20 protein-coding genes are annotated in these 21,955 nt (G+C 64.2%); 8 read left to right on the forward strand and 12 right to left on the reverse strand.

The window, feature by feature from the left end:
- Positions 1-11 precede the first annotated feature (11 nt).
- The 4 genes from QFZ30_RS16460 to QFZ30_RS16475 all read left to right on the forward strand — a co-directional run bounded on the left by QFZ30_RS16460 (position 12) and on the right by QFZ30_RS16475 (position 4,439).
- A complete protein-coding gene (locus QFZ30_RS16460; protein ID WP_307078026.1) occupies positions 12-1,658 on the forward strand; it encodes a DNA repair helicase XPB in 1,647 nt (548 codons plus the stop codon).
- 123 nt (positions 1,659-1,781) lie between these two features.
- Positions 1,782-2,492 carry a response regulator transcription factor gene (locus QFZ30_RS16465; protein ID WP_307078028.1) on the forward strand — a complete coding sequence of 237 codons (711 nt, stop codon included), beginning with the start codon at positions 1,782-1,784 and terminating at the stop codon, positions 2,490-2,492.
- 2 nt (positions 2,493-2,494) lie between these two features.
- Positions 2,495-4,045: a sensor histidine kinase gene (locus QFZ30_RS16470; protein WP_307078030.1), complete on the forward strand. Its 1,551-nt coding sequence runs from the start codon at positions 2,495-2,497 to the stop codon at positions 4,043-4,045.
- Between the two features lie 106 nt (positions 4,046-4,151).
- Positions 4,152-4,439, forward strand: a complete 288-nt coding sequence (locus QFZ30_RS16475) for a WXG100 family type VII secretion target (protein WP_307078032.1) — start codon at positions 4,152-4,154, stop codon at positions 4,437-4,439.
- 82 nt (positions 4,440-4,521) lie between these two features.
- Here the strand turns inward: QFZ30_RS16475 and QFZ30_RS16480 are convergent, their stop codons facing one another.
- Entirely contained in the window at positions 4,522-5,556 is a 1,035-nt protein-coding gene (locus QFZ30_RS16480) for a ribonuclease HI family protein (RefSeq protein ID WP_307078034.1), read from the reverse strand.
- Between the two features lie 273 nt (positions 5,557-5,829).
- Here QFZ30_RS16480 and QFZ30_RS16485 point away from each other — a divergent pair, with 273 nt between their 5' ends.
- Positions 5,830-7,140 (forward strand): ABC transporter substrate-binding protein, encoded by a 1,311-nt coding sequence (locus tag QFZ30_RS16485; protein ID WP_307078035.1) that lies wholly within the window; start codon positions 5,830-5,832, stop codon positions 7,138-7,140.
- Between the two features lie 107 nt (positions 7,141-7,247).
- Here QFZ30_RS16485 and groL read toward each other — a convergent pair whose 3' ends face one another.
- The 5 genes from groL to QFZ30_RS16510 all read right to left on the reverse strand — a co-directional run bounded on the left by groL (position 7,248) and on the right by QFZ30_RS16510 (position 11,813).
- Positions 7,248-8,876 carry a chaperonin GroEL gene (groL, locus tag QFZ30_RS16490; RefSeq protein WP_131134151.1) on the reverse strand — a complete coding sequence of 543 codons (1,629 nt, stop codon included), beginning with the start codon at positions 8,874-8,876 and terminating at the stop codon, positions 7,248-7,250.
- Positions 8,877-9,167: 291 nt separating this feature from the next.
- Entirely contained in the window at positions 9,168-10,454 is a 1,287-nt protein-coding gene (locus QFZ30_RS16495; protein WP_307078037.1) for an ABC transporter substrate-binding protein, read from the reverse strand.
- Entirely contained in the window at positions 10,451-10,657 is a 207-nt protein-coding gene (locus QFZ30_RS16500) for a cold-shock protein (RefSeq protein ID WP_307078039.1), read from the reverse strand. Before QFZ30_RS16500 ends, QFZ30_RS16495 begins: the two co-directional genes overlap by 4 nt.
- Before the next feature lie 158 nt (positions 10,658-10,815).
- Entirely contained in the window at positions 10,816-11,433 is a 618-nt protein-coding gene (locus QFZ30_RS16505) for a LytR C-terminal domain-containing protein (protein ID WP_307078041.1), read from the reverse strand.
- Positions 11,434-11,480: 47 nt separating this feature from the next.
- Positions 11,481-11,813: a DUF3263 domain-containing protein gene (locus QFZ30_RS16510; RefSeq protein ID WP_373462853.1), complete on the reverse strand. Its 333-nt coding sequence runs from the start codon at positions 11,811-11,813 to the stop codon at positions 11,481-11,483.
- Between the two features lie 114 nt (positions 11,814-11,927).
- Here QFZ30_RS16510 and QFZ30_RS16515 point away from each other — a divergent pair, with 114 nt between their 5' ends.
- Together QFZ30_RS16515 and QFZ30_RS16520 are read left to right on the forward strand one after the other, a co-directional pair.
- The gene (locus QFZ30_RS16515; RefSeq protein ID WP_307078043.1) at positions 11,928-12,698 is read left to right on the forward strand and encodes a uracil-DNA glycosylase; all 771 of its coding nucleotides are present in this window, start codon (positions 11,928-11,930) and stop codon (positions 12,696-12,698) included.
- 14 nt (positions 12,699-12,712) lie between these two features.
- On the forward strand, positions 12,713-13,552 hold the full coding sequence (locus QFZ30_RS16520; protein WP_307078045.1) for a siderophore-interacting protein: 840 nt from the start codon (positions 12,713-12,715) through the stop codon (positions 13,550-13,552).
- Between the two features lie 18 nt (positions 13,553-13,570).
- On the opposite strand, the gene QFZ30_RS16525 is transcribed toward QFZ30_RS16520, so the two are convergent.
- The 3 genes from QFZ30_RS16525 to QFZ30_RS16535 form a co-directional block, all read right to left on the reverse strand.
- Positions 13,571-15,058 carry a threonine/serine exporter family protein gene (locus tag QFZ30_RS16525; RefSeq protein ID WP_307078046.1) on the reverse strand — a complete coding sequence of 496 codons (1,488 nt, stop codon included), beginning with the start codon at positions 15,056-15,058 and terminating at the stop codon, positions 13,571-13,573.
- 44 nt (positions 15,059-15,102) lie between these two features.
- Positions 15,103-16,419, reverse strand: a complete 1,317-nt coding sequence (locus tag QFZ30_RS16530; protein ID WP_307078048.1) for a peptidoglycan bridge formation glycyltransferase FemA/FemB family protein — start codon at positions 16,417-16,419, stop codon at positions 15,103-15,105.
- An 84-nt stretch (positions 16,420-16,503) separates the two neighbouring features.
- A complete protein-coding gene (locus tag QFZ30_RS16535; protein ID WP_373462899.1) occupies positions 16,504-17,592 on the reverse strand; it encodes a lipid II:glycine glycyltransferase FemX in 1,089 nt (362 codons plus the stop codon).
- A gap of 159 nt (positions 17,593-17,751) precedes the next feature.
- Here QFZ30_RS16535 and QFZ30_RS16540 point away from each other — a divergent pair, with 159 nt between their 5' ends.
- Positions 17,752-18,327: a TspO/MBR family protein gene (locus QFZ30_RS16540; RefSeq protein ID WP_307078052.1), complete on the forward strand. Its 576-nt coding sequence runs from the start codon at positions 17,752-17,754 to the stop codon at positions 18,325-18,327.
- A 6-nt stretch (positions 18,328-18,333) separates the two neighbouring features.
- Here the strand turns inward: QFZ30_RS16540 and QFZ30_RS16545 are convergent, their stop codons facing one another.
- The 3 genes from QFZ30_RS16545 to gcvH form a co-directional block, all read right to left on the reverse strand.
- Positions 18,334-19,731: an L-serine ammonia-lyase gene (locus tag QFZ30_RS16545; RefSeq protein WP_307078054.1), complete on the reverse strand. Its 1,398-nt coding sequence runs from the start codon at positions 19,729-19,731 to the stop codon at positions 18,334-18,336.
- Between the two features lie 298 nt (positions 19,732-20,029).
- On the reverse strand, positions 20,030-21,355 hold the full coding sequence (gene glyA / locus QFZ30_RS16550; protein ID WP_307078056.1) for a serine hydroxymethyltransferase: 1,326 nt from the start codon (positions 21,353-21,355) through the stop codon (positions 20,030-20,032).
- Positions 21,352-21,735 (reverse strand): glycine cleavage system protein GcvH, encoded by a 384-nt coding sequence (gcvH, locus tag QFZ30_RS16555; protein ID WP_307078058.1) that lies wholly within the window; start codon positions 21,733-21,735, stop codon positions 21,352-21,354. Before gcvH ends, glyA begins: the two co-directional genes overlap by 4 nt.
- Positions 21,736-21,955: the final 220 nt, after the last annotated feature.

Consider the following 21,955-nt stretch of genomic DNA (forward strand, 5'->3'; position numbering starts at 1 on the left):
GACTCCCCCGCGTGAACGACGGCCCGCTGATTGTCCAGAGCGATAAAACCATCCTGCTCGAAGTGGACCATGAACTGGCCACCGAAGCCCGCCACGCCATTGCCCCCTTTGCGGAACTGGAACGGGCTCCGGAGCACATGCACAGCTACCGGCTCACGCCCCTGGGCCTGTGGAACGCCCGCGCGGCCGGACTGGACGCCGAGAAGGTCCTGGACACCCTGCTCAAATACTCCCGGTTCCCCGTTCCGCACTCGCTCCTGATCGACGTCGAAGAAACCATGTCCCGGTACGGGCGGCTGCGGCTAGAGAAGGACCCCCAGCACGGACTGGTGATGCGCACGGATGACTACCCCGTGCTGGAAGAGGTCATCCGCTCCAAGAAGATCCAGCCTCTGCTGGGGCCTCGGATCGACGGGGAAACCATCGTGGTGCAGTCCTCCCAGCGGGGCCAGCTCAAGCAGCTGCTCCTGAAAATCGGCTGGCCCGCCGAGGACCTCGCCGGATACGTGGACGGGACCCCTCACCTGATCGCACTGAACGAGGACGGCTGGAAGCTGCGGCCCTACCAGCAGCTCGCCACTGAGAACTTCTGGGCCGGCGGCAGCGGCGTGGTGGTCCTTCCGTGTGGCGCGGGGAAGACGCTCGTGGGCGCAGCGGCAATGGCCACCAGCTCAACAACAACACTCATCCTGGTGACCAACACCGTGGCCGCCCGCCAGTGGAAGGACGAGCTGCTCAAGCGGACCTCGCTCACCGAGGATGAAATCGGTGAGTATTCCGGTGCGGTCAAGGAGGTGCGGCCCGTGACCATCGCCACGTACCAGGTCCTCACCACCAAACGCGGCGGCCTCTACGCGCACCTGGAGCTCCTGGACGGCCACGACTGGGGCCTCATCATCTATGACGAAGTCCATCTGCTGCCCGCCCCGATCTTCCGGATGACGGCCGATCTCCAGGCGCGCCGCCGGTTGGGCCTCACTGCCACCCTGGTCCGCGAGGACGGCCGTGAAGGCGAGGTGTTCAGCCTCATCGGACCCAAGCGCTATGACGCGCCGTGGAAGGACATCGAATCGCAGGGGTACATTGCGCCCGCGGACTGCGTGGAAGTACGCATTGACCTGCCCAAGGACGAGCGCGTGGCCTACGCCATGGCGGAGGACGCGGACAAGTACCGGCTGTGCTCCACCTCTGAGTCCAAGACCCGGATCGTGGAGCAGCTCGTGGCCCGGCACCAAGGCGAGCAGCTGCTGGTGATCGGGCAGTACATCGATCAGCTGGACGACATCGGAGAGCGGCTGCAGGCCCCGGTCATCAAGGGCGACACGTCCGTCAAGGAACGCCAGAAGCTCTTTGATGCCTTCCGGGCAGGTGATGTACATACGCTCGTCGTGTCCAAGGTGGCTAACTTCTCCATCGACCTGCCGGAAGCCTCGGTGGCCATCCAGGTTTCCGGGTCCTTCGGGTCACGCCAGGAGGAGGCCCAGCGCCTGGGCCGGCTGCTGCGTCCCAAAAAGGACGGACGCGCCGCCCGCTTCTACTCACTGGTGGCCCGGGACACGCTGGACCAGGACTTCGCGGCAAAGCGCCAGCGGTTCCTGGCAGAGCAGGGCTACGCGTACCGGATCATGGACGCGAAGGACGTGGACCAGCCCGGCTAGCAGACGTGCCTGCACCGAGCAAGCAGTCCGGGACGGGCTGGATTCCGTCCACATCGGCTACTCCTCATGGAACGCACAACATCCATCCAGAAAACTCACAGACTCTGGGAGCATGATGGGAAGATGAATAAGAATGGCCCAGAAGCCAAGCTCCTTGTTGTTGATGACGAACCCAACATCCGCGAGCTGCTGTCCACGTCGCTGCGGTTCGCAGGGTTTGAGGTAGTGTCCGCCGCGAACGGCCGCGACGCGCTGGCCGCAGCTGAGCTCCACGCTCCGGACCTCGCGGTGCTGGACGTCATGCTGCCGGACATGGACGGCTTTACTGTCACGCGGAAGCTCCGCGCTTCCGGCAAGCACTTCCCTGTGCTCTTCCTGACGGCCAAGGACGACACGGAGGACAAGGTCACCGGCCTTACCGTGGGCGGTGATGACTACGTCACCAAACCCTTCAGCCTGGACGAGGTGGTGGCCCGTATCCGCGCTGTCCTCCGCCGCACCCAGCCTATGCTCGACGACGACGCCATCATCCGGGTGGATGACCTGGAGCTCGACGACGACGCCCACGAGGTGCGCCGCGGCGGCACCGTCATTGAGCTGTCCCCCACCGAGTTCAAGCTGCTCCGGTACCTCATGCTGAACCCCAACCGGGTGCTCTCCAAATCCCAGATCCTGGACCACGTGTGGGAATACAACTTCAACGGGGACGCCTCCATCGTGGAGTCCTACATCTCCTATCTGCGGCGCAAGGTGGACATTGATCCGGACGCGCCCGCACTGATCCAGACCAAACGCGGTGTTGGCTACGTGCTCCGAACGGCAGAGAAGCGCTGAAATTGCTGCAGCGGTGGAAGTCGGCCTCCCTGAGGTCACAGCTGGTTGCCATGATCATGGCGCTGCTGATCGTCGCGATGACATTGACCGGCGCCAGCACCCTGACGCTGCTCCACAGCTACCTGCAGGCGCAGGTGGACGACAAACTTTATGCCGCCGTCGATCTTGCCGGCAAGCAGCGTTCGTTCACGCAACTGCAGGCGCCCAATCCGCCGGTCCCCACCGACTATTCGCTCATTCTCTACACTCCGGGCCAGGACGCCTATCCCTTCGGCGGCGATCCAGACAACCGGCCGGACATCAGGTCGATTTCTGTCCAGGAAGCACGCGACCAGGGCGTCCGGCCATACCAGGTAAGGGGCACCGACGGCCAGAACTGGCGGGTGGTGGCGGTCCCTGTCCTGAACAACGGCAACAGTGCGGTGGTGGTCATCGGCCTGCCGCTGCAAAGCGTGGACGACGTCCTGGCGCACGCAACCCTGGTTGTCTGCGGCGTGGGGCTGCTGACCCTCCTGCTTGCCTCCCTGATTGCCAGCTGGACGGTATCCAGATCCTTCCGGCCTCTCGCCCGGGTGGAGAAAACCGCAGCCGCCATCGCTGCCGGCGATCTCTCCCGCCGTGTGGAAGTGGAAAATCCGGGCACCGAAGTGGGCCGCCTGGGCAGCTCGCTGAATGCCATGCTCGCGCACATCGAAACAGCCTTTGCCGCCCGTACGGCGTCTGAAGGCAGGATGCGCAGGTTCGCCGCCGACGCCTCGCATGAACTGCGTACTCCGCTGGTGACCATCAGGGGTTTCTCCGAGCTCTACCGCCACGGCGCCCTGGCAACTGACGAGGACGTGGCCACCGCCATGGGCAGGATCGAAAGCGAAGCCAAGCGGATGGGCGCCATGGTGGAGGACCTCCTGCTGCTGGCCCGCCTCGACGAACAGCGCCCCCTGCAGCAGAAACCCGTGGACCTGCAGCTGATCGCGCACGACGCCGTGGTGGACACGCAAGCCAGCGACCGGACCCGCGCCATCTCGCTGACGGGACTCGACGGCGGCACCGCGGCACCTGCCCCGGTGCTGGGCGATGAAGCGAAGCTGCGGCAAGTGCTGGGCAATTTGGTGGGCAACGCGCTGCGTTACACACCTGAAGGAAGCCCGGTCGAACTTGCCGTTGGAGTGCGTACCGCCGACGACGGGCTGCCGTATTCAGTGATCGAGGTGCGGGATCACGGGCCCGGCATTTCCGAAGAGGATGCGTCCAAGGTCTTTGAGCGCTTCTACCGGGCGGACACCTCCCGAACCCGCGAAACGGGCGGCAGCGGACTGGGCCTCGCCATCGTGGCGGCCATCGTTGGATCGCACGGCGGCTCTGTCCGGGTGGAAGCGACCGACGGCGGCGGTGCCACCCTGGTGGTCAGCCTCCCCGTCCGCGACGAGGACGCCGTCAGCCTGGACGCTGAAGGCCATGGCACCCAGGCCGAAGGCTCCGGCGGCAAGGGCACCGGCGTCGGGAATCGGGGCGACGGCGGCGACCACAGCGATGGCCGGGTTATCCACATATAGCAGCGGAGCGTGGCACCCGGCAGGGCCCATCCCTAGGCTCGGAGTAGCCGTCCGGAGCCGCCGGACCGGGCAGCGCAGGCTGTCCACCACATCGAGAGGCACAGCCATGAGCATCATTTCCGTCGACACCGAACTCCTCCAGCTCAAGTCAGCCAACGTCAAGGCAACCGTGGACCGGATCAGCGCTGACGTCCAGACCATGAAGCGAGGCCTGGACGAACTGCAGGCCACCTGGCGCGGCTCCGCAGCCACCAACTTCCAGGCCCTGGTCACCGAATGGACCCTCACGCAGGGCAAGGTGGAGGCTTCGCTTGCTTCCATCAACCTGGCCCTGGCATCGGCGGCCTCCAGCTATGCCCAGACGGAGCAGGGCAACACCCAGCGCTTCAGTTAGCCCTGGGTGTCGCCCTGCTGCCAGGCGGACCGGGCACCAGGGCTTGAGGGGCCGAGGGAGCGCAACGGATAGGCAGGCCCTGTCAGGCTTCGGGCGTCCCTTGGTGGAACCGCAGCCTCCACCGGCCGCCGTCGAGGACCCACAATGAGCTTCGGAGAGTCGTGCCCGAGCGCGAGTAGCTTCGGTACGTCAGCAGGACAGCGCTGGTTCCGATCCGGTCCGCCCCCAGTACTTCCAGCTCCGTCCGCTCTCCCGGATCCTCTTCAAGGGCCATCATCATCGCATCGCGAGTCCAGACCCTCCCCGAGCTTCCGATCTCCATGAAGTCGGGGTGCAGCAACACTCCGGTGCGTCCAATGTCGCCGCGGACGTCGGGCCCCAACAGTTCACGTTCGAGCGCCTCCACGATGACTTCGGGATCAGGCTCGGCACCGCCAGGCTCCTGCGTGACAAACGAGTCACCCTCAAGCTCGCTGAACAGGTCAGGCTCGTCGTAGGAAAGGACACCCCCGCCGGCAACTGCTGGAACCCCGGCGGCCGCCGGAGCCCCGGCAACCGCCGGAACCGGGCCCGCCGCCGCAGTTCCGGCCCGGCTGAAACCTCCGGATGCCGTTGTGGCGGCCTCGCCCGGCGCAGCAGCTGCGGTTGGCGCACCGGCGAACCCAGGACCCGAGCGGGCCGCAACTCCCTGCTGGTAGGCCGTGGCAGCGGCCCTGGCGCGCTCATCAGCTGCCTCATTGAGGGGGTGCCCTGCGTGTCCCTTGACCCACTCGAAGCTATATTTGCGGCCGGCGAGCTCTCGGTCCAGCTCCTTCAGCAGTTCGACGTTCAGGACGGGTTTGCCGTCAGCCTTCCGCCAACCTTTCCGCTTCCATCCCGGCATCCATTTGGTGATGGAGTTGATGACGTACTGGCTGTCGCACAGAATCCGGAGGTCTTGGTCGGGAACGTGCGCCGTGGCGCGGAAGAGGTCAAGGACGGCCATCAGCTCGCCTTGGTTGTTGGTTCCGTGCGGCCACCCCCCTGCCCGCCAGCACTCGTCATTCACATACCAGGCCCATCCGGCCGGGCCGGGATTTCCTAAAGCCGAACCGTCGGCTGCTGCAGTAATTGTCACGGTTCCATCCTGCCAGACCCGGCTGTCAACCTTTTTTGGTTCGCTCCGGTTCCGGGGATTTTCTCCCCCGCACGCGATCGGAAGGACATCTCTGCCGGCGGCATGAGCTTCGGAAACCGCTTACCCAGAACCTATTGACGCCGGTCCAAAAGCGCGGAACAATCGGAACTCAGCCGAGAAACCGTTTTCTCACCTGAACGATTTCCCGGCATCGACGCCGGGCCCGGGACACGGGGCGGGCTTGGAATCCACTGGCATCAGGAAGGCGCATCAATGAAGATTCGGACCATAGGCCGGAGGAAGTTTCAGCTCGGAGCTGTTGCGGTGGCGGTTTCGCTGCTTGCTACAGGTTGTGGCGCATCCGCCGGATCCAGCGGCGATAAGGAAGTGACACTGCGGTTTGCATGGTGGGGCAACGAGTACCTCAACGCGCAGACGGAAAAGGTCATTTCGGCTTTCGAGGCGGAACACCCCAATATCAAGATTGAATCGGAGCCCGGCGAATGGGCCAGTTATTGGGACAAGCTGGCCACCAAGACCGCCGCCAACGACGCTCCGGACGTCATCCAGATGGACCAGAAGTACATCGCCGAATATGGCGGACGCGGGGCGCTCCTGGATCTCTCAAAACAGAGCGGCGTCGATACATCCAAGATGGACAAGGAGCAACTTGCCTCCGGCCAGTACGACGGCGCCCAGTACGGGCTGAGCACGGGCAAGAACGCCTACGTCATCATGGCGAACACAAAGGTCTTCGAGGCGGCCAACGTGCCGGTCCCTGACGACACCACCTGGACGTGGGACGACTTCATAGGCACCGCCGCAAAACTGAGCGCTGCAGGCGGCGGCAAGAGCTACGGCGCCGCCTACGGGAGCAATGAAGCCGATCTCATTATCTGGCTCCGGCAGCACGGCGAGAACCTCTACTCCCAAGACGGCAAAGTTGATTTCGATACTGCCACGACTGCCTCCTTCTGGGAACGGCTGAAGGAACAGCGTGACTCCAAAGCCAGCCCGCCGGCCACAGTGGCCACGGAGGATTCCGGTGCTGGCCTGGAGGAAAGCCTGTTCGGCACCAACAGGGTGGGCATGGCCTGGTGGTGGACCAACCAGCTGGGATCCCTGGAAACCACTACGGGAAGCAGCATCAAGATGCTGCGTGCCCCCAGCATCGACGGCACGTCCGCGGACAACGGCATGTACTTCAAACCCACCATGTTCTGGTCCGCTTCCTCACGCTCCAAGAACCCGGAAGCGGCAGCCACGTTCATCAACTACCTGGCAAACAGCCCGGCGGCCGGAGCCATCCTGATGACCGACCGGGGTGTGCCGGCCAATTCGGAGATCGTCGACAGCATCACCCCGGCCCTGAAGCCCGCCGACACCACAGTGGTGGGCTTCCTGAAGGACGTCGCAACGGAGATCACCGACGCGCCTCCTGTTCCGCCCGTCGGGGCAGGCAGCGTCCAGAACGTCATCAAGCGCTTCACTGACGAAGTCCTGTACGACAGATTGAGTCCCCAAGCAGCAGCCGAAAACTTCAAGAAGGAAGTTGAAGGAATGCTGGCAACGGCCCGTAAGTAGCCGTCAGGAAACGTGGCCCAAAGCGCCAGCCCAGGGACACAAAAGTGCGGCCCCCTCCTGCGAGGGGGCCGCACTTTTAGGCGTGGAACAGGTTCCGGCTGGCGGGGCTAGAAGCCGCCCATGCCGCCCATGTCGTCGCCGCCACCCATGGCCGGAGCGTTCTTCTCCGGCTTGTCGGCCACTACAGCCTCGGTGGTGAGGAACAGGCCGGCAATGGAAGCCGCGTTCTGCAGTGCAGAGCGGGTTACCTTGACGGGGTCGTTGATACCGGCAGCCAGCAGGTCGACGTATTCGCCGGTTGCTGCGTTCAGGCCATGGCCTGCGGGCAGGCCGCGGACCTTGTCCACCACAACGCCGGGCTCAAGGCCAGCGTTGAAGGCAATCTGCTTCAGCGGTGCATCGATGGCAACGCGGACGATGTTGGCGCCCGTTGCTTCGTCACCGGTCAGGTTCAGGTTGGCAAACGCCTTGGCGCCAGCCTGGATCAGTGCAACGCCACCGCCGGCGACGATGCCTTCCTCGACAGCAGCCTTTGCGTTGCGGACAGCGTCCTCAATGCGGTGCTTGCGTTCCTTCAGCTCAACCTCGGTTGCGGCACCGGCCTTGATGACTGCAACGCCGCCGGCCAGCTTGGCCAGGCGTTCCTGCAGCTTCTCGCGGTCGTAGTCGGAATCGGAGTTTTCGATCTCGGCACGGATCTGGGAAACGCGGCCAGCGATCTGGTCGGCGTCGCCGGCACCTTCAACGATGGTGGTCTCGTCCTTGGTGACAACAACCTTGCGGGCGCGTCCCAGGAGTTCAAGGCCGGCCGTCTCAAGCTTGAGTCCGACTTCCTCAGCGATGACCTGGCCACCGGTGAGCACAGCGATGTCAGCAAGCTGGGCCTTGCGGCGGTCGCCGAAGCCCGGAGCCTTGACGGCAACGGACTTGAAGGTGCCGCGGATCTTGTTGACGATCAGGGTGGCCAGTGCCTCGCCCTCGATGTCCTCGGCAATGATCAGCAGCGGCTTGTTGGACTGCATGACCTTTTCCAGGACAGCAACCAGTTCCTTGACGTTGGAGATCTTTGAGTTGACGATCAGGATGTACGGGTCCTCAAGGACCGTTTCCTGACGATCGGCGTCGGTGACGAAGTAGGCGGAGATGTAACCCTTGTCGAACCGCATGCCCTCAGTGAGCTCAAGCTCCAGGCCGAAGGTGTTGGACTCCTCGACGGTGATGACACCTTCCTTGCCGACTTTATCCAGGGCTTCGGCAATAAGGGCACCGATTTCGTCGTCACCGGCGGAGATGGACGCGGTTGCCGCGATCTCTTCCTTGGTTTCGATTTCCTTGGCCGAGGCAAGCAGCTCCACCGTGACGGCTTCAACAGCCTTCTCGATGCCGCGCTTGAGGGACAGCGGGTCAGCGCCGGCCGCAACGTTGCGCAGGCCTTCCTTGACCAGGGCCTGGGCCAGCACGGTAGCCGTGGTGGTTCCGTCGCCGGCTACGTCGTCCGTCTTCTTGGCAACTTCCTTGACCAGCTCGGCGCCGATCTTTTCGTAAGGATCGTCCAGCTCGATCTCCTTGGCGATGGAAACACCATCGTTGGTGATCGTGGGGGCGCCCCACTTCTTTTCGAGGACGACGTTGCGTCCACGCGGGCCGAGGGTGACCTTGACGGCGTCAGCGAGGATGTTCAGGCCCCGCTCAAGGCCGCGGCGTGCCTCTTCATCAAATGCAATGATCTTGGCCATAACGGCAGTAGTCCTTTCGGGACAGTCGTTAAGAATGAACCTGCACTGCGGTGCCCGCGACGGACGATCCTTCGCTGACGGCCTCTGTATGCCGCCGGATCCGGATCTCACCCCAGCAAGGTGTTTCTTTCGCTCCACGACCGGAGCCAGGCTCAGCACCGGCCAAAACCGGGCGTCGCTTTAGCAGTCGGTACGTAGGAGTGCTAAATCAATAATTAGCACTCCATAGGTGAGAGTGCAAGCGAAAGGCACTGAAAATCGCTCTCGGAGGCAACGGTTCGCTGCTGGCGATCAGCCGGCTGCCCGGCCGGCGGACTCGCGTCCGCTGATGCGCGCCTTATTGTCCGGTCCGTACGTGAAGACCATGAAGTTCGCCGTGGTGATGTCACCCTTGGCGTCGAAGGCAATCGGTCCCGACTCGCCGTCGTAGTTAATTGCGGCACCTGACTTCAGCAGATCCTGGCACTCCTTGAAGGACGTACATGGTTTTCCTGGCTGGTCCGGGACGGCACCCTCAACAGAGCCGCCGGACACCGCGATCAGGTTCGCGGCTATGGTCCGCCCCGCATCGTCATCGGCTTTCCCGGCGGCCAGGACAGCCAGATTCACGGCGTCGAACGTCTCTGCCGCGAACGACAGATCCTTCAGCCCGGGATCCACCGCCACGAGCCGGGCCTGGAAGTCCTCCGAGGGGAACACTCCGGGGACCACGGCGCGGGCGCCGTCCAGGGCCTTGGAGCCGAGGCCGGAACCGTACTGGCCATAAGCACCGTCGCTGAGGACAATCCGGCTGCCGGACAATCCGGCGTTGTTCAGTTCCGCGATTGCCCCCTGAGCGCCATCTCGGGCGATAAGAACCACGGCGTCCGGTGCCGCCTTCTGCGCAGCGGCGGCAGCCTTCCGCGCCTCGCCCGGTTTGAACGCTGTGGTGGAGACGGTATCCAGCCCGGCATTCTTCGCGGCGCTGGCCACGGCGTCGGAAACATCCTTGCCGTAGCCGCTGTCCTGGTGGACCACAGCAAGGCTCTTGGCGCCGCCATCCTTGGCAAGCTTCACCAGCACGGACGCCTGGGCGACGTCGGCCGCTGCCGTCCGGAAGTAATAGCCGCCGTTCTTGTATTTGCTCAGGCCTGCGGCCGAGTTCGCCGGTGAGATTAGCGGCACCCTGGCGCGGGAGAGGACGTCGATGGCGCCGGCCGCGTTACTGGAATCCGTGGGGCCAATGACCACGTCCGCCTTAGCTGCAACCAGTTCGGTGGCTTGGGCTTGCGAACCTTCTCCGGCTGGCTCAGGGAGCAGCTGGACAGGTTTGCCTTTGTGGCCGCCGGCCGCGTTGATCTCCTGTACCGCGAGTGTGGCTGCGGCAAGCTGTGAATCGTTGAGGAAGGCCTGTTTGCCCGTGTTGTCCAGGATCAGGCCGATCCGCAGGGTTCCGTCACCGGACGCTTCGACGGAGTCCAGCCGTGCATTGCCCGCCACACCGCCACAGCCGGCCAGCGCAAGCAGGGCCGCCGCCCCGGCCGCCCCACGGAAAATGGCTGACCGATAAGTGGCTGAACTGAGAATGACGGACTTCACTCGGCCAGCCTGACGCTTTCTGCCTGCGGGCCTTTTTCGCCTTCGCCAATTTCCAGCTCCACGCGCTGTCCTTCATCGAGGGCCCGGTAGCCCTCACCCACGATGGCCGACCAGTGAACAAAAACGTCGTCACCTGAGCCGTCCACGGTGATGAAGCCATAGCCCTTTTCAGCGTTGAACCACTTAACGGTTCCCAGTGCCATGATGTCCACTCTTTCAGTAGCGTCCGTAAGGCCCACGCCACTGTGTGCCGCTTATTACGAACCGAAGCTTGAAATCACTCTAGCCAATCGCCCTTGGGCGGGCCGAGCCACACGGCCGGGTCAGCACCCAATAGTTATTCAGGCGTAACCGGCGCCTGTTAGTTGAACCCCGGACCCAGCACCACAACCACGGGGGCCTGGAAATCGGAGCTGTCCACCATGGTGGGAATGTTCAGGAGCTCGGAGAGTGCCTCGGCGTTGGCCTTCTGTGCCGCACCCGCGTAGAAGATCACCGACGTCTGCTGGGGAGTACCGCCCCAGTTGCCCACCTGGCCCAACGTCCAGCCGTCAGACTGGACAATCGAACTGACCCTGGCAGCGACCCCCGCCGTTCCGGACCCGTTGTAGACTGCAACGCCCTGCGACTTGTCCACGGCAGCGCTCGACGGCGTGACGCTCGGCGTGGTGCTTGGTTCAGCGTCCGCACTCGCGGACGGCTCTGCACTGGCTGAGGGCTGGGCGCTGGTGGAAGGGTCTGTGCTGGCTTCCGGCGACGCGGAGGATTCCACGCTGGTGGACGCTTGGCTGCCACCGGGGATGAAGCCAAGCTTCGGGAGGATCAGGAAGGAGACCAGGCCGATTGCCAACGCCGCGATGCCTACCGCGAGGATGGGCCACAGCTTGCGCCGGGAAGGCGCCGATGCCGTCCGGTGGATACCTTGGCGCGAGGCGGTCTCCGGGACCTTGTCGAATTCATCCCGAGCGTATTTGGTCATATTGGAGAGACATCCTTGTTGATTGCTGCTGATGGCCCGGCGCGAGCCTAGTGCGCGTCGGAACCCAGGCGGCGTGCAGTACGTGCCCGCTGACGTGACGTACGTAGTCTACGCAATCTCTTGACCAGCATGGGATCGTGGGCCAGCGCATCCTCGGTGTCAATGAGTGCATTCAGCAGCTGGTAGTAGTGCGTGGCCGACAGGTCAAAGAGCTCCCTGATGGCCTGTTCCTTGGCGCCGGCGTACTTCCACCACTGCCGCTCCAGGGCGAGCATCTGCTGGTCACGCTCGCCCAGCGGCGACTCCCGAGGAGTGAAATCCGCCGGCAGCGAGCCGCGCTCTTCCGGCTCCGGCATGTGTTCCCGAGCTGCTTCCGCCACGACACACTCCTTCGCTGGTTCAGGTAAAAAGTCCCACCCCCATGCTACGGAGGAATAACACTGTTGTCATTTACGCCGCGTTACGGCAACTCATATCCCTGCGAGAATGGGAGCGTGTTTGATTCTGAGCCCCTTTTCGAACTGGACCAGGCTCCTGTGGAGGCCGTTGGCTTTGCCGAGATGGCCATGCTGCCGCTCGGTGAGCTGATGGCCGCCGACTGGGCCGAAGCGTTGGGCGTGGTGGAAATCGAGCTGCGCGGGGTCCTGGGCTTCCTCGCCGCCGAAGTCGCAGCCGGGCACCGGGTGCTGCCGTCGCCGTCGAACGTCCTGCGCGCATTCCGGCAGCCGCTGGCGGACGTCAAGGTGCTGATTGTGGGCCAGGACCCGTATCCGACCCCCGGGCACGCCGTTGGCCTTTCCTTCTCCGTCGATCCGCGGACCCGGCCCATCCCGCGGAGCCTGGCAAACATCTACCGCGAGCTCGAAACCGATCTGGGCGTTCCCGCCCCGGTACACGGCGACCTGTCCGCCTGGGCTGCCCAGGGCGTGCTGCTCCTCAACCGCGTAATGAGCGTCCGGGCGGGCGCCGCGGGCTCGCACCGGGGCAAGGGCTGGGAGAAAATCACGACGGCGGCCGTCACCGCCGTCGCCAACCGGCGGACACCAAAGGGCGGCAGGTTACCCCTGGTGGCCGTTCTCTGGGGAAAGGACGCGGAAAGCGTCCGTCCCCTCCTGTCCGGCGCGGCGGTGGTGTCGAGCGCCCATCCCAGTCCGCTATCGGCGTCGCGCGGTTTCTTCGGTTCCCGGCCTTTCAGCCAGGCCAACGCCCTGCTGCGGGAGCAGGGCAGTGCGGGCGTAACCTGGGAACTTCCCAAGGTTCGTTAGCTTAGGGTTGCCTTATGAGCACAGTTCCAGCGGCCACCAGCGCCACTAAGAAGAGCCGTCCGCAGATCAACCTGACGGTGCTCCGCCGTGAGGAACTCTCGCCGCACATGGTCCGGATTGTTGCCGGCGGGGAAGGCTTTGACGATTACGTCAACAACAGTTTCGTGGACCGCTACGTCAAGATTGTTTTCCCGCAGCCTGGCGTGGACTATGCCCAACCGTTGGACCTGTGGACCATCCGGGAAACCATGCCCCGGGAACAATGGCCGTTCACCCGCACGTACACGGTCAGGTGGGTGAATGAGGCTGCCCGGGAACTGGCCATCGATTTTGTGATCCACGGCGATGAGGGACTTGCGGGGCCGTGGGCGGCCACGGCACAGCGGGGCGACGCCCTGACGTTCACCGGCCCCGGCGGAGCCTACAACCCCGCGCAGGACGCCGACTGGTACCTCTTTGCGGGAGACGAAGCCGCCCTGCCGGCCATCGCCGCTTCCCTGGAAGCCTTGCCTCCGGAGGCCCGCGGCCTGGCGTTCCTCGAAGTGGACAGCCACGCCGACATCCAGCCGATTTCTGCCCCGGACGGCGTGGACATCACCTGGCTCCGGCGGAACGGTGCTGCCCCCGGGACAGGCGGGCTGCTGGTTTCGGCCGTCGCCAGCGCCGAGTGGCCTGCCGGCAGGGTTGATGTCTTTGCCCACGGCGAACGCGGATATATGAAGGCCCTTCGGGACGTGTTTTTTGTCCAGCGCGGGCTTGAGCGCAAACAGGTGTCTTTGTCCGGCTACTGGGCAAGCGGGCGGGTGGAGGACGATTTCCAGGCCGAGAAGAAGCTGCCCGTAGGGCAGATCTAAGCAGCAGATATGGGAAGGCTACCGCCTGCGGGCCCGCCGTCGCTCGTTGCTGGCCAGGCTGCGGGTCAGGGGCCTGGCCAAGGTGTCGCCAAGCACAATGCCGCCGGCAGCCCCCAGGACAATCGCACCGGCACTGAGCATTCCCCCGGCGCCAAGCAGGATCTCAGATTCCTCGATCGTCAGCACGTACATCGAGCGGAAAATAGTCAGTCCAGGCAGCAGGATCAGCGCCGCGGGTACGGCAACCACCAGCTGTGGCGCGCCCATCTTGAGGGCCACCAACCTTGCCAGCAGGCCGATCACCACAGCGGACAGTGCGGGCGAGAACCTGTCGCCAAGACCCAGTGTGTCCGCTCCGAGCAGTGCCAGGTAGCCCGCAACGCCAACAGCTGCCGTGGGCAGCAGCAGCTTCCAGGCGGTCTGCTCGGTGATGCCAATGGCTATCACCGCAAGGGCGATGAAGATGACAAGAACCCACAGGTCGTATGCCGGCGGGAGCGCCTGGGTGACATTGATTTCCTGCATGCCCGTCTTGGAGCCCACCACAAAGGCGACGGCGATCCCGGCCACCAGCGCCCCGAAAGTCAGGACCGTGGACAGGAACCGCCCGGCGGCCGTCACGGGGAAGCCGTTGATGGCATCCTGGACGGAGGAGACCAGACGCCCGGTGGGCAGGAGCAGCAGGATGCCGCCCACCACCACAATCGACGGTGAATTGGTCAGCCCGAACCTCCACAGCAGGAGCGCCACAAACGTCACCACGAACGAACACGTCCCCGTGATGAAGAAGTCAGGCATCCGCAAACGTCCCAGCTTCCGGGCCAGGAGGCTCACGCCGATGTTGGAGAGAAATGCGATGAGGGAGGACACCGGGTCACCGCCGAGCACGCCCACAAACACAGCGGCAAAGACGCCGAAGGCCATGGTGACCATCCAGCGCGGGAAAGGCTTGGGGCTGGTGATCGCCTCGTCCAGGCGCCGGATGGCCTCATCCCGGCCCACTCCCCCGGCCACAATGTCCGTCACCAGCTGGTGCACTGTGGCCAGCCCGGCGTAGTTGTTGGTCCAGGAACGCACCACGCGCAGCAGCGAAATGGGCGTCTGGTCCTTGGGAGCGTAGTTGATGGCCACCGACTGGTTGGTGATGTCCACCTCGATGTTTTTCAGACCCAACGCTGCGGTGACGGCGATGATGCTCGTCTCCACCTCCAAGGCGCCTGCCCCGTACCGGAACATGGTCTCGGCCAGGTGCAGGGCGAAGTCCAGGGTTTTGCGCGCAGAGGTATCCACCCCTCCCACCTGGATCATCGGGTTGGCGTAGGGGCTCCCGGTGAGCCTGTCCACAATGCTCATCGGCGCCGTCGGCGGGTTCTCCCCCTGGACCAGGCGCCGCAGCATCCTTTTGGCCGCTGCGTTCTGTCGCAGCTGGGTGGGCGAAATCGGCTGGGTCTTGGGCAGGCCGTCAGTGGGCGGCTTGGTCCGGGGATCGTCAGGTCGATCGGTCACTCTGGTACTCCTCCCGGTCTGATGGATGATGCTGTTTGGTGGCCTTACGCCCTGCGCCTCAGGGGCAGTTTGCCCAGCAGGGTACGGCCTGCCGCGATTGCGGTCCGGGCCAGACGGTTGGCCTGGAACACGAGTGGCCGCACGGGCATCACGAAGTCGCCCAGCAGTTGGACCACTTCCCCGCCAAAGCCCTTTTTGAAGGCGTAGCCGCCGTGCCCTTCTTCGTCCTGGCCCTCGATGCCGAAGGTCCCATAGAAGTTGTAGCGGGAGTACCCCTTCTCCAGCGCGTGCAGCATCATGCCCCAGTACAGCGAAGTGGCGCCGTTGAAGTAGATGTAGTCCTGCTTGGTCCCGCCGATGACGCACACCACCTCATCGCCGAAGCAGACGAAGTGGATGGCCGCCACGGTTGCCACGCCCACGGAATCCGGGAAGCGCTCGATGTCCTTAAGGCTGCGCTCGTAACTGTCCACGAGGTCCTGGACCACTTTGAGCCGGTTGGCTTTCTTTTTGCTGCCCGTCTCTTCAACCTCGCGGCGCAGGTCGGCCGCGGCCGCAGATTCCGCTTCGAGCCGTTCGGTGATGGACCTCCGGTAGGCGGGGATGTCAATCTTGGCCATCATGAGTTTGGTGAACTCGGCCGATGTGGTCCGCAGGAGCTGTTCGTAGTATTCGCGTTCCCGGTAGGTGAAGCCCTTTTCATCCCCTGCCGTGCTCAACGCATCGTAGAACTCATCCAGGGTCTCCAGCGTGGCCTGCTCCAGGAACACCCCGTTCTTTTCGGCCTTCCGGACGGCTTTTCGCGTCCGGTAGCTGGTGCCCATAATGAGCTCCTCTGAGTCCTGGATGCTCTCAAGGGTTTTGATGAACATCCAGTTGACGTTCGCGAAGTTCATGTCTGATCCCTGGTGCTCAAAGCCCAGCCGGGCCAGTTCGGCCACCAGGGGCCGGTTGTCCAGGATTTCCGGGTGCTCGACGCCGTCGGCGTCGTGGGCGACGTACAACAGGTTGGGGGAAATCCTCAGCTCCGCGGCCTTGCGGTCCGCGGCGCGCGTCTTGAGGAGTTCGACGACGGCACGCACCAGATCAGCGTCCGTGTAGTCCATGAGGGGGCCCTTGGCGCATTCGCACACCTTGTAGCCCCAGCGGTTGGTGGTGTAATTCAGCTTTCCGGCCGCTACCAGCTCACCATTGCGCCTGACCCCGAAGAGCTCCACGACCTGTCCGCGGGCGCGCTGGAAGCGCGTGAACTCGGCGGACTGGATGAAGCTGTTTTGCGGGTGGTTCGGGGAAAAAGACTCGAATTCGGCGTCACTGAGGACGGCGAACTCGAGCTCTGTTCCGGCCTTGATTGAATTCACTGAAGTTACCTCACCTATGGATGTGCTGCCGGCTTGGGGCATGCGCTGACCTTCGTGTTCGTGGATGGGCGGGCAGGGATCCGGTCAGTAGAACTGGCCACCGGTGCGGGTAGTTTCAAGCCGTCGGAAGATACGTTCGGCACCTTTGACCCAGAGACGGTGTCTGACGGGCCCAAGGACATAGTCGTAGCAGCCCACAAAATCCGTGACTGTTTTGCTGAAGCTTGTCTTGAACATGCCCATGCCGTACAGCGGATGGGAGGTGTCCTTGATCCTGTCTGCGGGAGGCGTGCCGCAGAAGTCGTACTCCGCGCAGCCCAGTTCCTTCATCCGGCGGATGGCGGCCCACTGGACCAGATGGGAATCACCGTACTGCTTTCGGTTCTGGGTGGAACCGCCGTCCTTGTACGTTGCCTTGGATCCGTAGTTGATCACAAAGGCGCCTACGCTCGGCTTCCCGTCCTCGTAGACGAAAAAGAAGTTGCCCTGGCCCCGGTTGCAGAATTCGTCCCAGAACCGGGAGTAGTACTCGTAGCTGCGCAGCGGCATCGATCCTTTGGCGTTCACTGTGTCCGCCATCAGCTCGTAGAGGGCGCGGTACGTTTCCGGGCTCTGTTCCCGTTGCACCACTTCGCAGCCTTCGCGTTCGGCGCGGCGGACGGCGTTCCGGGCGCGTGAGGAAATGGCGCGGAACACCTCCTTCTCCGGCTCCGCAATATCCAGCAGCGCGGTGGAGTCGTTGGACTGGATGTTAGGGGCCTTCACCAGGCCGGCAGCCGCGAGGTGCGCCCGGGCTTCAGAACTGGAGACGATGTCCGGCTCGACCTTGATGGCGAAGACGTTGAATTTCCGGCTCCGGGCAAATGCCGCGCACGCATCCAGCGCCGGCTTGAGGTCCTCAAGGTCAGCCAGGTCGGGCCCTTTGATGAGGTACCAGAGGCGGCCCAGCAGGGGAAACTTCTTCTCCAGAACGAGGTTGTAACTGGCAGTTCCCGCAGACTCCAGAACCAGGAAGCGGACATCCCAGCCGTGGCCGTTCTTCACCGACGCGTAGGCTGCCGACTGCAGCATGTTGCCGCCGTTCGGGTTGGCCGTAACGTGCTTGTCCCAGTTCTCAATTTCCTCGGCTGTAGCAAAGCGGGCGGTGAATTCTCGCAAGGGGGCCGTGTCCAATCTCTGGGTTTCGTGCGCTGTTCGGTGCGTATTGCTGCGTGCGGACATGCAGTCACAAGTCTAAAGCCTGATCTGGTCCGGGCTTTCCAGCCTGACGCCAGACCCTCTCAAGCGTGGCCGTTCCTTGACTCATTGTTCGCGCATGGCGAGGGTTGAGGCATGCAGTCCCATTCCGGAGAATCTCCAGGCCCCAGCCAACCGGCATCCGGCAACCCGGGAACCGGTCCGCCAGCATCCGGCCAGCGGGGAACGGCAGCCCAGTTGCTGATGCTCGTGGTTTTTCTTGCAGCCTCTGCCGCGGTGGCCGGACTGGGCAGCGTGGCTGTTGTAGCCAATGTGAATGGCTGGTTTGCCACCGCTGACATGCCGCCGTGGACCCCACCCAAATCAGCCTTCGGCCCCGTCTGGACTGTGCTCTACATCGGGATGGCCGTGGCCGCCTGGTTGGTGTGGCGCCACGGGGCGGGCCTGACCAGCAGGCCGCTGAAGTTGTACTGGGCCCAACTCCTCCTCAACCTCGCCTGGACGCCGTTGTTCTTTGGCCTCTACCCGATTCTGGGATCGTTGGCCCTGTGGCTGGGTCTCGCGGTGATTCTGGCCCTGATCGTGGCACTGTCGTTCACCGTGATGGATTTTGGCCCTATCAGCACTCCCGCTGGCATCCTGCTTCTGCCATACCTGTCCTGGGTGATTTTCGCCGGTACCCTCAACGCGTGGGCTGCCGTCAACAACTGAGCCTGGTCAGCATTCCACAACGTTCACAGCAAGGCCGCCCATGGCGGTTTCCTTGTACTTGGAGCTCATGTCGCGGCCGGTCTCGCGCATGGTCACGATCACCTCGTCCAGGGATACCCGGTGCGAACCATCGCCCCAGAGCGCCATTTTGGCGGCGTTGATGGCCTTGGCGGCGGCGATCGCGTTGCGTTCGATGCACGGGACCTGCACCAGCCCGCCGATCGGATCACACGTCAGGCCCAGGTTGTGCTCCATCGCGATCTCCGCGGCGTTCTCCACCTGTGACGGCGTTCCGCCCATCACCTCGGCCAGGCCTGCCGCGGCCATGGACGACGCCGACCCCACCTCCCCCTGGCAGCCCACCTCAGCACCCGAAATGGACGCCTGCTCCTTGTACAGCACCCCGATGGCACCGGCCGTCAGCAGGAACTTGACCACAACGTCGTCGCGGTCCTGCTGCGTGGCTTTGTCCATACCCGGAGCGAAATGCAGTGCGTAATACAACACCGCGGGGATGATGCCGGCCGCGCCGTTGGTGGGGGCGGTGACAACGCGCCCACCGGAGGCATTCTCCTCATTGACAGCCAGGGCGATCAGGTTGACCCATTCCTGCCAGTACTTGGGGTCCCGGTCCTTGTCCTCCTTCAGGAGGCGGTCATGCCAGTCGGGCGCACGACGGCGGACCTTCAGTCCGCCGGGCAGCAGGCCTTCGCGCTTAAGGCTGACCTCCACACAGCTTTCCATCACCGAGTAGATATGGAGCAGGCCGTCGCGGATCTCCTGCTCCGACGTCGACGCCCTTTCGTTGACGAGCATGACCTCGCCCATGGACAGGCCCTTGGACTGGCAATGGCCCAGGAGCTCCGCGGCAGTCCTGAACGGCAGGGGGAGCTCCTTCTTGGACTCGTCCAGTTCCTTGAGCGCGGCTTCCTCTTCACCTTCACGGACAATAAAGCCACCACCCACGGAGAAGAACGTGGCTTTGTGGAGAGAATTGCCGCCGGCGTCTGAGACGGTGAACGTCATGCCGTTGGTGTGCCGGGGAAGGATGGTGAGCGGCCTCAGCACCATGTCCGTCACCCCATACGGCAGCGAAACGGCACCGCTGAGCCGCAGCATTCCCGTTTCGGCGATGGTGGCCAGCCGCTCCTCCACCTCGTCGGGCAGGATCAGCTCGGGGTGGAATCCTTCCAGGCCCAGCAGGATGGCGGTCATGGTGCCATGGCCGTGGCCGGTCGCCGCAAGCGATCCGTACAGGTCAACCCGGAGTCCGGCAACGCGGCCAAGCACACCGGAAGACTTGAGCTCCTCGGCGAACACCGCAGCAGCGCGCATGGGGCCCACGGTGTGTGAGCTCGAAGGCCCGATCCCAATGGAAAACAGGTCAAAGACACCAACAGCCATGGTCGGTTCCTAACTAAGAGTGTGGTTGGGTTGGGTAGTGGGTGACCGAATTCCTCCGCGTGCTGCTCCTTCGTCGCTCTGACGCACGCTTCCGGAATCCGCTCACCCACCGTCGGTCTCTCACCCTTACGGACAATCACTGACTGCCTGACTCTTAAGGGGACGGACGATGGCCCCTTCGGGTCCGGCCTCCGGCAGCATGCGTCTAAGGGAGCGTCACGTCCGCTCAGCGGGCGTCTTCGCGACCGAGCATGCAGAGGAGGTCGGACACGACGGGCCCCAAAGCCAGCCACGGACTTCAGGACAGTGGTGCGACGCCCGGGTAGAGCGGGTGGGCTGCCGCGAGGGCATCCACGCGGGAGCGCAGGCCGGAAAGGTCTGCGCCGGCGTCGGCGATCAGGGCCTCGGCGATGATGTCAGCGACCTCACGGAAGGCCGCCTTGCCAAAGCCCCGCGTAGCCAGCGCCGGGGTGCCGATCCTCAGCCCGGAGGTAACCATCGGCGGGCGCGGATCGAACGGCACTGCGTTGCGGTTGACCGTGATGTCGATCTCCGCGAGCCGGTCCTCGGCCTGCTGACCGTCAAGCTCACAGTCGCGCAGGTCAACAAGTACCAGATGCACGTCGGTTCCGCCGGAGATCACGTTGATCCCCTTGGCTTTGACATCCGGCTGGACCAGGCGGTCAGCCAGGATCCGGGCGCCGGCCAGGACGCGTTCCTGGCGCTCCTTGAACTCGGCGGACGCGGCGATCTTGAAGGCCACCGCCTTTCCAGCGATGACGTGTTCCAGCGGTCCGCCCTGCTGGCCCGGGAACACTGCCGAGTTGATCTTCTTGGCAATGCCGGCGTCGTTGGTCAGGATAATGCCGCCGCGCGGGCCGGCGAGGGTCTTGTGCGTGGTGGAGGTGGTCACGTGGGCGTGCGGCACCGGTGACGGGTGCAGGCCCGCGGCCACCAGGCCCGCGAAGTGTGCCATGTCCACCATCAGATAGGCCCCCACCGAGTCGGCGATCCGGCGGAACTCGGCGAAGTCCAGCTGGCGTGCGTACGCGGACCAGCCCGCCACGATCAGCTGCGGCCTGTGCTCCTGAGCCAGGCGCTCCACCTCGGCCATGTCGATTCGGTGGTCCTCCTCGCGGACCTGGTACGGAATGACGTTGTACAGGCGGCCGGAGAAGTTGATCTTCATGCCATGCGTCAGGTGTCCGCCGTGGGCCAGGTTCAGGCCCATGATCGTGTCGCCCGGCTTGATCAGGGCGTGCATCACCGAGGCGTTCGCCTGCGCGCCGGAGTGCGGCTGCACGTTCGCGTATTCTGCACCGAACAGGGCTTTCACCCTGTCGATGGCCAGCTGCTCAATAACGTCCACGTGCTCGCAGCCGCCGTAGTAGCGCTTGCCCGGGTAGCCCTCGGCGTACTTGTTGGTCAGGACCGAGCCCTGCGCCTGCATCACGGCCACGGCGGTGTGGTTTTCCGACGCGATCATTTCCAGGCCGTCGCGCTGGCGGGTCAGTTCGTCGTCGATCTTGGCGGCGATCTCCGGATCCAGCTCGGACAGCTGGGCGTCCAGGCTCGGGGAAACTACCTGCTCGAACGCGGCAGTGCCTGCGGCTGCGGCGCTCACAGTTCGCCGCCGTTCTTGGCCGCGTAGTCCTCGGCGGACAGCAGCGGCCCGTCAGACTCGGCGGCCACCTTGAAGAGCCAGCCCGCACCGTAGGGATCATTGTTGACCAGCGCGGGGTCGTCGACGACGGCGGGATTGACCTCCGTGACCTCGCCGGTCACCGGGGCGTACAGGTCCGAGACGGACTTGGTGGACTCCACCTCGCCGCACGTCTCCCCCGCCGTGACCGCAGAGCCCACCTCGGGCAGTTCCACGTACACGATGTCGCCGAGGGCATCAGTGGCCACGGCGGAAATCCCGACGGACACCAGGTTCCCACCCTCGCGGGCCACCCACTCGTGCTCGTCGGAGTACTGCAATTCAGGGGCAACTTTTGCCATGTGTTTTTCCTTTGCGTTGGTTTGTGAAAGTGAGAGAGCGTCGGCCCAAACCTTGCGAAAAGTGAGAGAGCGTCGGCCCAAACCTTGCGAAAAGTGAGAGAGCGTTGGGGTGGAACCCGCCGTAGGTGACCAGCGCGGCCCCTTCGGGTCCGGTCTCCGGCAGCATGCGTCAGAGCGACGAAGGAGCAGCATGCAGAGGTGGCCGGACCCGACGGGCCTA

This window comes from Arthrobacter pascens (genome assembly GCF_030815585.1).
In the GTDB taxonomy this organism is placed as follows: domain Bacteria; phylum Actinomycetota; class Actinomycetes; order Actinomycetales; family Micrococcaceae; genus Arthrobacter; species Arthrobacter pascens_A.